Below are 10,926 nucleotides of genomic sequence, written 5' to 3'. Positions count from 1 at the left end.
GCCTTACACCCCGCGCGAGGGCGGCGAGAAGCGGCCCTATACCCCGCGCGGCGAGGGCTTCCGCAAGGATAGTGATCGTCCGCGAGGTGACCGCCCGTTCAACGCGCGGCCACGGGATGGCGATCGTCCGCGCGGAGACCGGCCGTTCGCCGGTCGTCCCGAAAGAAAGTTCGACGGCGACAAGAAGTTTTCGCGCGGTCCGCGCAAGGATTTTGGCAGTCGGCCGGATCGCGACCGGGAATTCGGCCGCGACCGGGGCGACGCCAAACCGTGGCAGAAACGAGATTCCTCCTCGCCGGATCGCGCCGAGCGGCAAACGCGTACAGCCCGTGAAGGTGCGCGGAATTTCGACCGTCCAAAATTCGACAAGCCGCGCTACGACAATCCGCGCGGTCGCGATACCGGTGATCGCCCGCGTTTTTCGCGTCCGCGCGAGGATCGCCCTGAAGGCGATCGTCCGTTTCGCGAGCGTCCGAAATTCGATCGTCCTCGCGAGGACCGGCCGAAATTTGACCGCCCGCGTCGGGATCGCAACAGCGACCCTGGGCGTCCGGAAGGCCGCGCGGACTGGCAGGAGCATCCCCGCAGCGAGGGGCGTGGCCGGGACTTCGATCGTCCCCGCCGCGACAATGAGGACGACAGCAAGGTCTTTGCCAAACGCCCGGCGTTCGGCGGGCGCGGCGCTTATCGCGAGCGCGCACTTGATGAGCGGCGGCAGGCGCGTCCGCCAAAGGTCAAGAAATCCGGCGAACGCATCGCCAAGGTGGTGTCACGGGCGGGGCTTGCCTCGCGCCGCGACGCCGAAGAATGGATCGTGCAGGGGCGCGTCACCGTCAACGGCCGGGTGATCAATTCTCCCGCGCTCGACGTCACCGAAAACGACGTGGTCACCGTGGACGGTCAGCCATTGCCGCCGCGCGAGCGCACGCGGCTGTTCCTGTACCACAAGCCGCGGGGGCTGATGACGACCCATGCCGATCCCGAGGGGCGGCCAACGGTGTTCGACAACCTGCCCGAAGGCCTGCCGCGGCTGATCAGCATCGGCCGGCTCGACTTCAATACCGAAGGTCTTTTGCTGCTGACCAATGACGGCGGGCTCGCACGCGCGCTCGAATTGCCTGAGACCGGCTGGCTGCGGCGTTATCGCGTCCGCGCCCATGGCGAAGTCACCCAAGGCCAACTCGACGAACTGAAAAAAGGCGTCGAGATCGACGGCGTCAAATACGGTTCGATCGACGCTACGCTGGAGCGCGACCAGGGCGCCAACGTCTGGCTGGTATTTGCGATCCGCGAAGGCAAGAACCGCGAGGTGCGCAACGTGATGGCGCATCTGGGTCTCGAAGTGAACCGACTGATCCGGGTGTCTTACGGCCCGTTCCAGCTTGCCGAACTCGTCGAGGGTACGGTGGAGGAGGTCAAGACGCGGGTGCTGCGCGAGCAACTCGGGGAAAAGATCGCAACGCTTGCCGGCGCTGATTTCAACCGGCCCATGCCGGGCCAAGCGATCACGACGTCCGAAGATGAAGCGGCCGACCCACCGCGCGGCAAAAAGCCGTTCAAACCCGCCGGCAAGAGCGCGCTGATCGCTGACCGCAAGGGCCGTCGCGTACTGGTGCAGCGCACCGGTAGCGAAGAGTCGCGCGCCCGCAACGAGGAAGAGGCGAATGGCTATGGTCCGCCGCGCCGTCCCAAGCGGGGCTATCACGGCAAGCGCGACCTGAAGCCGCAGGATGAGTAATTCATGCGAGTCGTTGGAGGCAGACTGAAGGGCCGCAATCTCGCCTCGCCCTCCTCGCGCGATATCCGTCCGACCGCGGACCGCTTGCGCGAGGCGATCTTCAACATCCTGATCCACGCCTATGACGATCCGATTGAGGACGCGCGCGTGCTCGACTTGTTTGCGGGTACCGGCGCGCTCGGTATCGAGGCGATCTCGCGCGGCGCCAAATTCACGCTCTTTGTCGACAACGGCGCCGAGGCGCGTGCCTTGATGCGCGACAATGTCGAGGCGCTGGGTCTTGGCGGCGTGACGAAAGTCTATCGCCGCGACGCCACCAACCTCGGTCCGGCGCATCCGATGGAACCGTTCTCGCTGGTGTTCCTCGATCCGCCCTATGCCAAGGGATTGGCCGACAAGGCGCTGGTCTCGCTGCGTGGTGGAGGCTGGCTGGCGCCAAGTGCGCTGCTCGTGGTCGAGGAAGCAAAAGCTGCCGCGTTCAAAGCGGCCGAGGGTTTTTCGGAACTGGAACGTCGCGCCTACGACGACACCGAGTTTGTGTTTTTACGCACCGACGATATCTAGGTCGAACGTCGTCCCCGCGAAAGCGGGGACCCATAACCACCGGAGTTTGTAGTTGCGGTAACTCGTCGTTCTGGCGTGCTCGGCGAGAGCCGCCGGTGGTGATGGGTCCTGGCTCGCGTGGAGCCTGTCATCGGGCGCGCATTCGCGCGACCTGTTGGCTTGGCCGGGACGACAGTGTGCTAAGGTCACTACCTTCGCCCGAACAGCTTCTCGATATCCGAAAGCTTCAGTTCCACGTAGGTCGGCCGACCGTGATTGCATTGGCCGGAATTGGGGGTGTCTTCCATCTCGCGAAGCAGCGCATTCATCTCTTCGGGCTTCAGAAGACGGCCGGCGCGGACCGAGCCATGGCAGGCCATGGTAGCTGCGACATGCATCAGCCGCCGTTCCAGCGGCAACGCTTCGTCCCATTCCGCCATATGCTCGGCGAGATCGCGCAGCAGTGAACCGGCATTGGTCTTGCCGAGCAGCGACGGCGTCTCGCGCACCGCGACCGCGCCGGGGCCGAAGGATTCGATCGCAAGCCCGAAGGATGCCAGTTCGTCGCTGCGTTCCAACAATCGCTCGACGGTGGCCTCGTCGAGTTCGACGATTTCCGGGATCAGCAGGATTTGCCGTTGCACGCCGTTTTTCGCCAGCGAAGCTTTCAATCTCTCATAGACGATGCGCTCATGCGCGGCGTGCTGGTCGATGACAATGAGCCCGTCACGGGTCTGCGAGACGATATAGGTCTCGTGAATCTGCGTCCGGGCCGCGCCGAGCGGACAATCGAGCAGGTCGGCCGGCGGCTGCTCCTGAAAGCGAACGTCAGCGGTCGGCGCGCCGACATCGAAGGCCGCCTGGCCCGGTTCGGCGAAAGCGGTGCGCGCGCCGTTTTCAGAGGCTGGCTGCGCCCCGACGGGAAAAGCCGGCGAGCGCCGCCAGTCCCAGTTCGTTCGCCTGTCAAATGCCTGTCGTGGCGCAAAGGCGGGGCGCAGCGCATCGATCACGTTGCTGCCGGTATTGGCCGCGGTGCGCTTGCCTTCGCGCGCCAGGCCTTCCTTGAGCGCATGCACGATCAAGGCGCGCACGAGTCCCGCATTGCGGAAGCGCACCTCGGTTTTGGCGGGATGAACGTTGGCGTCGACCTCTCTTGACTGAAGAGTTACGAACAGCGCCACCACGGGATGACGGTCACGCGGCAAATAATCGGCGTAGGCGGCGCGCACCGCGCCCAGGATCAGCTTGTCGCGAACGGGCCGGCCGTTGACGAAGAGATATTGCCCAAGCGCATTGGCGCGCGTCAGCGACGGCGCCGCGGCAAATCCCTCGACCACGACGCCTTCGCGTTCGGAGCGAACGTCAATTGCGCTGGAGCGAAAATCCGCGCCCAGGATATCGCCGAGCCGCGTCAACTGTCCGGGCGCGCCGGGAAGCGCAGCGGCCCAGGTGACGGGGCCTCGCTCTTCACCCGCCAGCGTAAAGGCAATGTCGGGCCGCGCCATGGCCAGCCGCCGCACCACCTCGCGGATCGCCTCGGCTTCGGTGCGGTCGGTCTTGAGGAACTTCAACCGCGCCGGCGTCGCATAAAAGAGGTCGCTGACCTCGACGCGGGTACCTTGCGACAATGCGGCCGGCGCGATCGCCGATTTGATCCCGCCTTCCACCGACAGCGACCAGGCGTGCGGCCCGCCGGCATGGCGGGTAGTGATGTTGAGTTTCGCCACGGCGCCAATCGAGGGCAGCGCCTCGCCGCGGAATCCCAGCGTGCGGATCGACAGCAGGTCCTCGTCGTCGAGCTTGGAGGTGGCGTGACGTTCGACCGCCAAGATAAGGTCGGCATGGGTCATGCCGCCGCCATCGTCGGTGATGGCGATCTTTCGCCGGCCGCCGCCGTCGGTGAAGATATCGATCCGGCTTGCGCCGGCATCGATGGCGTTCTCAACGAGTTCCTTGACCACGCTCGCCGGGCGCTCGACCACCTCGCCCGCCGCGATGCGGTTGACGACTTGCTCAGGCAATTGTCGGACGGGCATTCAACTCACTCGCAGGTGGAGAGCTAATTTAGGGGGTTTTCCGGCGTTCCGGGAGGGTAAAGCCGGAGAAGTCCCCCGTTTGCTTTAATCGTCGAAGCGGGCGGAGCCTCGCTTTGCCTTGACGTCGCTGCGGCGCTTTTTGCCCTCGAGCCGGCGCTTTTTCGAAGCAAATGTCGGTCGGGTCGCGCGCCGTGGAACCGGACGTATCATGGCCTCGCGCAACAACTCGACGAGACGCTCGATCGCATCGCTCCGGTTACGCTCCTGGGTGCGAAAGCGCTGCGCGTGAATGACGATCACGCCGTCCTTGGTCATGCGCTGACCGGCAAGCCGCTCCAGCCGCGCCGCGGCGTCGTCCGGCAGCGTGAGCCGGCGAGCGTCGTATCGCAACTGCACGGCGGTAGAGAGCTTGTTGACATTCTGCCCGCCGGGTCCGGAGGCGCGAACAAAGGAAATATCGATGTCGTTTTCGTCGATCGAAAGGTCGCGGGCAATCCGCAGCATTGGCGTCACCGAACCGAAAAGCGATTCCTTCATGGAATCGGGCTTTTCGGAGAATAACGGTTTTGCGTGCGATTTGCTTGACCGGGGAGGGCTCAATTCGCCTTCATGGGCACCGCAGCCACCGGCTGGGCGGCGGCCTGCGGTGCGCGGCCGACGATGACGGTCAACAGACCGTCGCCCCACAACCTGCGCGCAGCCTTTCTGGCGTCATCGATCGTGACCGCATCGACGATGGCGTTGCGGCGCTCCAGATAGTCGATCGGCAGACGATCGAGCTGGTATTGCAGCAGCGCGGAGGCGAGCTTCGATGAGGTATCGAGGGAGAGCATTCGCGAGCCCTTGAGGTACGATTTGGCTTCATCGAGCTCCCGTTCGGTCGGGCCGTCTTCTGCGATGCGGCGGACTTCGCGGTTGATGGCATCGACCGTTTCGCCGGCGCGGTCGGCTCGCGTTCCGGTCGAGCCGGCAAACAGGGCGGAGTGGGTCATCCACGCCAGCGAGTCGGAGATCGAATAGGCAAGGCCGCGCTTCTCGCGGACTTCGCGGTAGAGCCGCGATCCCGATCCGCCGCCGAGAACGTGATTGACGACAAAGGCCGCCATGAAATCCGGATCGCTGCGCTTGATACCGGGGCCGCCGAAGGTCACCACGGTCTGCGGTACATCGAGCGCGATGAACTCTCGCTGCGGAGGCCTGTTGGCCTTGATCTCGGAGACCGGCGTGAGCTTCGACCTGGCAGGCAGTCCGCCAAATGTCCGGTCCAGCAATGCTCCGAGTGAAGCGGCGTCGATATCGCCGACCACGGCAATTTTCAAATGTTCCTTCGTCAGCACGCGGCCGACATAATCTCTCATGTCGGCCACAGTGATCTTGGGAACGCTTTCCAGCGTGCCGCCGGCCGCCCGCCCATAGGGATGATCGCCAAATGCGATCTCCAGGAATTTGCGGCTGGCGAGCGAACCCGGGTTGGTTGTTTCGCGCCTCAAGCCGGACATGAGCTGCGTGCGGATGCGTTCGACGTCGGTGCTGTCGAAATGCGGCGAGGTCAGCGACGTCCGCAAAAGGTCGAAGGCTTCGTCCTTGTTGTCCTTGAGCATGCGCAAGGAGCCGCGGAAATAATCCCGCGTGACGCTGAAGCCAAGCTCGATGGCCCGCCGGTCCAGATGTTCGTGAAACGCCCTGGAGTCGAGGTCGGCCGAGCCTTCATCGATGAGGTCGGCCACCATATTGCCGACGCCGGGTTTGCCAGGCGGGTCCTGGGTAGCGCCGCCGTCCATGGCAAATTCCATGGCGACGAGCGGCACGGTGGCATCTTGCACAAACCACGCCTCGATGCCGCCGGGTGAAGTCAGGAGCTGGATCTTGGCGGCGGCGTGCGAAGGCGCCGGCATCATCGTCATCAGGATCAAACATGCACCAATCAGATATTCACGCGCCGCGCCGATCTCTGGGAAGGTCACGAGCGTTTCTCCGCGTATTTGGGCGTTTCGTCCTTGATGAGATAGCCGGTTACCGAACGTTTCTTGTCGAGCCATTCTTGCGCGGCATGGCGAACCTGGTCGGCGGTCACGGCGCGGATGCGCTCGGGCCACTTCCTGATGTCCTCGATGCTGAGACCAGTTGTCATCGCCGCGCCGTACCAGCGGGCAAGGGTGGCCTGATTGTCTTGAGCGTAGACGGTCTCGGCGATCAACTGCGTCTTGACGCGGTCGAGATCTTCAGCGCGAACGCCGTTCTGTCCGATGTCCGCGATCACATCGTCGATGGCCTGCTCGACTTGCGCGAACGTCACGCCGGTCCTCGGCGCCGCCGATATCGCAAACTGCGTTGCGTCGAGCGAAACGCCTTGATAGGAGGCGGTGGCGTTCACCGCCAGCGGCTGGTCGATCACCAGCCGGCGATAGAGATAGGAGTTGCTGCCGCCGCCCATCAGCTGCGCCAGCACGTCAAGCGCGGCGCTCTCTCCGGCCGCAGCCGTCGTGGAGGACGGGACCAGATAGTAGCGCCGCAGGCTCGGCTGTTCGACGCGGGGATCGGACAGGGTGACCGTACGCGGCGCGGCCGGCTCGGGCTCTTGCGGACGAATCCGCTGCGCCGGAATCGCCGGCTGCGCGGCGACGACGCCAAACGTCCGCTCCGCCATCGGCCGTACCTCATCGAGATCGACGTCGCCGGCAATCACGAGTATGGCGTTGTTGGGCGCATAAAAACGTTTGTAGAAGGCGAGCGCGTCCGCGCGATTAAGCTTCTCGATCTCCTGATGCCAGCCGATCACGGGCCGCCCATAGGGGTGGTTGAGATAAAGCGCCGCCATGATCTGTTCGGCAAGCCGCGCCTCGGGATTATTGGCCACCCGCATGTTGAATTCCTCGAGCACGACGTCGCGCTCGGGCAATACGTTTTCATCCTTCAGGACGAGGCCCGTCATGCGATCGGCCTCGAACTCCATCATCTTGCCGAGTTGTTCGCGCGGCACGCGCTGGAAATAGCCGGTGTAGTCGGCGGAGGTGAAGGCATTCTCGTTGCCGCCGATTCGCAGCACCGTTTGGGAAAATTCGCCGGCCGGATGCTTGCTCGTGCCCTTGAACATCAGGTGTTCAAGAAAATGCGCAAGGCCGGACTTGCCGGGCGTCTCGTCGGCGGAGCCGACCTTGTACCAGATCATCTGGGTGACGACCGGCGTGCGGTGATCCGGAATCACCACGACCTGGAGTCCGTTGTCGAGGGTGAATGAAGCCGGCGGTGCGGGCGTGGCCGTGGTCTCGGCCGTTGCGGCATTTGGAAGTGCGGCAAGCGCTGCAATCAGGCCGGCGAACAGGGAAACCCGGAATCTCCGCGGTGATGTCATGGACGGTCTGGAAGCCCGGAAACGGGGAGTTGGCGCTTGCTGCCCGTCGGGCTGCAAGCTTCGAAAGCGAATGTCCAAAACTCCACCAGTGCCTACTTTCCGAAGTTCGCAAGCAATTGCAGCAACCTCTGAAGCGAACTTCGGAATCAAAGGAGCGATGGCGCCGCGGATTGAGCGGCGCCCAAGCAGGGTCGGGAAAACCGGATGACCCTATGTCTTAGTGAGCGGCTTCTCAGTGAACGACGCTGGATGCGCTGGACATCTGGCTAAGCGGGTTCTTGTCCGGATTGGCCGTGCCATCCAGCCAGCCCTTCTTTTGTTCGCCATAGGCATAGTTCGTCGACGGGGTCTGGTACCCAACCGGCGGCTGGGTCAAGGCCTGGCGTACCGGCTCCGTGCCGGGCTCAACCTGCACAGCTTTGCCGCTGCCGCCGAACAGGTTACCGATGCCAATGCTATCAGCCAGCTCCGATGCGCCGCCCGTGAACAAATCGCCCGGCTTGTCATAGACTGGATCGGTGAGTGCCGTGCCATTGCGGTCGCTGGCGTAGGCCGGACGCGTCGTCCCCGGGGCCGGCGGTTGCCCCGCCTGCGGGTCTACCGGCGGTGCGATGTTGATGGGCTGCGGCAGCGCGCCTGCGGTGGTAACGAGCACGCGGCCCGGAGGCGGCGCGGCCTTCTTCTTCGCGGCGATAACAGCCTTGCGCTGGCGCTCGTCAGGATCCTTGGGCCAATTCGCGACCGGCGCGTCGTTGGCAGAGACCGGCGGCGGGAGATCGAGTGTCGGAGGCACCACCAGCGGCGACCGCTCGCGGTAGTCGATGCCGTGGTTATCCATGTTGGTGCCGCGGATCGTGCCGTAGAAGCCGTCCATGATCTTTTCGGAGAAGGACCTGTCGTCTTCGCCGGCGCGCGCGGCAACGGCGGTCACGACAAAGCCAACGGCCAAGGGGACCACGACGAGACGAAGGGAACGGAATGCCATGATCGACGATCCTCTCAAAATCGGCGTTTACTGTCCAAACTTTTGCGGCCCGTTTAGGCGCGCCGCGACAGACCTGCAAAGCCCAAACTCAACGGCTAATATTAGCCGGATCAGGGCGCTTTTACGGCGGGTATCCCCAAAAACGAGTCATACAACAGGGCGGCAACCCCGGCAACAATTGCTACATCGGCGAGGTTAAAGACATACCAATTGAAGGTATTATCGCCGATCTGGACGTGGAACAGGGCAAAATCGACCACCGCGCCGTAGACCAGGCGGTCGATGCCGTTTCCGACCGCCCCGCCGATGATCAACCCGAGGGCTAACGAGGCGATCAGGGTGCGCGACCGGGCCATCCAGATTGCCAGGACCAAGACCGCTACCGCCTTGATCGCCATCAGGGCGATCTGGGCCGTCGGACCGTCGTTCTGAAACCACCCGAAGCTGATGCCCTGATTCCAGGCCAGGACCAGGTCGAAGAAGGGGGTGAGCTTGACCGTGCCACGGTGGGCAATGTCGAACACCCGGACCAGCCAGAACTTCGAAGCCTGGTCGAGCACCAGCGTGACGAAGGCCACGATCACGCCGAGGCGCAGGTGGAGACTCAAGGCGTCACTCCCAACGCCTTCCATTCGCGCAGCGCAACGGCATCCCGTGGCGACACGTCGGGATATTCGGTATCGTCGCCGACGGTGGGGAGGATCTTCCATGACCGGGCGCATTTCTTGCCCACGGCCTTTTCGACCACAACGGCGACATTGGGCACGTCGTTCAAACGGAAAGCACCAGCCGGGGCCTCGCTCTCCCGGACCTCATAGTTCGAGGTGATGCAGACTTCGGCCAGATCGACATCGAACAGAGTAGCCAGGGTTTGCCTGTCCGAAACATAGATGACGGGCGAGGCTTCCAGCGACGAGCCGATGTTTTTCGCGGCCCGCTCGAGTTCAAGCGCCCCGGTGACGACGCGGCGTACAGCGCGAATGGTTTCCCACTTCGCCGCCAGGGCGTCGTCGCGGAACGCCTGCAGCCCATCGGGGAACAACGTCAGATGCACGGAGGCCTCCGCGCCGGGTCTGTACAGCGACCAGGCTTCCTCACAGGTGAAGCTCAAGACGGGTGCGAGCCACCGCAGGATCGCATCGCAGATCAAGTCGATGGCAGTCAACGCGGCCTTGCGCGCCAGCGATGACGGCGGATCGCAGTACAGCGTGTCCTTGCGGATATCGAAATAGAAAGCCGACAATTCGCTGTTCATGAATGCCGAGAGGCTGGCAACCACGGTCTTGTAATCGAACTCGGCATAGGCCTTGCTGACGATCGTTGCCCGTCCGGCGAGTTCATGCAGCATCAGCCGCTCGAGCTCGGGCATGTCGGCCTGCGCCACAGCGTCATCGCGCTTGAAATGGTGCAGCGTGCCGAGCATCCAGCGGACGGTGTTGCGGAGCTTGCGATAGGTTTCGATGGTGTTCTTGAGGATTTCAGGGCCGATGCGCTGGTCGTCGGCATAGTCGGTGGCGCAGACCCACAGCCGCAGAATGTCGGCGCCGGACTGCGCGATCACCTTTTGCGGCTCGACGGTGTTGCCGAGCGATTTCGACATCTTGCGGCCGTTCTCGTCGAGCGTGAAGCCGTGCGTGAGCACGACATCATAGGGAGCGCGGCCACGGGTGCCGCAACTCTCCAGCAGTGAGGAGTGAAACCAGCCCCGGTGCTGGTCCGAGCCTTCGAGATACATCACGGTATCCTGGCCACCATCGATCTTGCGAACGATGTGGCCGAGATTGGGAAAATTCTGGCGATCTTCCAGCACGAACGCATGCGTCGAGCCGGAGTCGAACCAGACGTCGAGAATGTCGTCGACCTTCTTCCAATCTTCGTTGGCGCGGGGCCCGAGAAAGCGCGCGCGGGCGCCGTCGCGGTACCAGGCGTCCGCACCTTCTTCCATGAAGGCTTCACAGATCCGCTGGTTGACGATGTCGTCTTGCAGGATCTCCGCCGAGCCATCCCCCTTTTCGCGCACGAACACCGCGATCGGCACGCCCCAGGCGCGCTGGCGCGAGATCACCCAATCCGGGCGGTTCACGATCATGCCGTTGATACGGTTTTGCCCCGCCGGCGGCACCCATTGCGTGACCGAGATCGCGTGTAGCGCGCGGGCACGCAGGGTGTCCCCACGCTTGGCCTTGCCGTTCTCGACGATGTCCTTGTCCATCGCAATGAACCATTGCGGCGTATTGCGGAAGATCACGGGCTTCTTCGAGCGCCACGAATG

Annotated in this window: 9 protein-coding genes; 2 read left to right on the top strand and 7 right to left on the bottom strand. The window is 63.7% G+C overall.

Translation table 11 applies throughout. The annotated features are described in order from the left end of the window. Positions 1-1,738, top strand: a 1,738-nt coding sequence (locus WB528_RS02340) for a pseudouridine synthase (protein WP_423886817.1), incomplete at its 5' end; no start/stop codon positions are given. A gap of 3 nt (positions 1,739-1,741) precedes the next feature. Further along, the gene (gene rsmD / locus WB528_RS02335) at positions 1,742-2,302 is read left to right on the top strand and encodes a 16S rRNA (guanine(966)-N(2))-methyltransferase RsmD (RefSeq protein ID WP_423886816.1); all 561 of its coding nucleotides are present in this window, start codon (positions 1,742-1,744) and stop codon (positions 2,300-2,302) included. A 188-nt stretch (positions 2,303-2,490) separates the two neighbouring features. On the opposite strand, the gene mutL is transcribed toward rsmD, so the two are convergent. The 7 genes from mutL to WB528_RS02300 all read right to left on the bottom strand — a co-directional run. Beyond that, complete coding sequence (gene mutL, locus WB528_RS02330; protein ID WP_423886815.1) at positions 2,491-4,317, bottom strand: DNA mismatch repair endonuclease MutL; 1,827 nt, start codon at positions 4,315-4,317, stop codon at positions 2,491-2,493. 84 nt (positions 4,318-4,401) lie between these two features. Next, complete coding sequence (gene arfB, locus WB528_RS02325; RefSeq protein WP_423886819.1) at positions 4,402-4,821, bottom strand: alternative ribosome rescue aminoacyl-tRNA hydrolase ArfB; 420 nt, start codon at positions 4,819-4,821, stop codon at positions 4,402-4,404. Between the two features lie 92 nt (positions 4,822-4,913). Then, positions 4,914-6,221 carry a M16 family metallopeptidase gene (locus WB528_RS02320; RefSeq protein WP_423886818.1) on the bottom strand — a complete coding sequence of 436 codons (1,308 nt, stop codon included), beginning with the start codon at positions 6,219-6,221 and terminating at the stop codon, positions 4,914-4,916. Positions 6,222-6,277: 56 nt separating this feature from the next. Next, the gene (locus WB528_RS02315) at positions 6,278-7,669 is read right to left on the bottom strand and encodes a M16 family metallopeptidase (RefSeq protein ID WP_423886814.1); all 1,392 of its coding nucleotides are present in this window, start codon (positions 7,667-7,669) and stop codon (positions 6,278-6,280) included. Between the two features lie 232 nt (positions 7,670-7,901). Further along, a complete protein-coding gene (locus tag WB528_RS02310) occupies positions 7,902-8,654 on the bottom strand; it encodes a hypothetical protein (protein WP_423886813.1) in 753 nt (250 codons plus the stop codon). Between the two features lie 110 nt (positions 8,655-8,764). Next, entirely contained in the window at positions 8,765-9,286 is a 522-nt protein-coding gene (gene lspA / locus WB528_RS02305) for a signal peptidase II (protein ID WP_423886812.1), read from the bottom strand. Next, a partial coding sequence (locus WB528_RS02300; protein ID WP_423886811.1) for a class I tRNA ligase family protein occupies positions 9,259-10,926 on the bottom strand: 1,668 nt, incomplete at its 5' end. The genes lspA and WB528_RS02300, both read right to left, overlap by 28 nt.

This window comes from Bradyrhizobium sp. (genome assembly GCF_049586575.1).
Lineage (GTDB): Bacteria > Pseudomonadota > Alphaproteobacteria > Rhizobiales > Xanthobacteraceae > Bradyrhizobium.
This window is presented reverse-complemented; position numbering and strand designations above follow the sequence as displayed.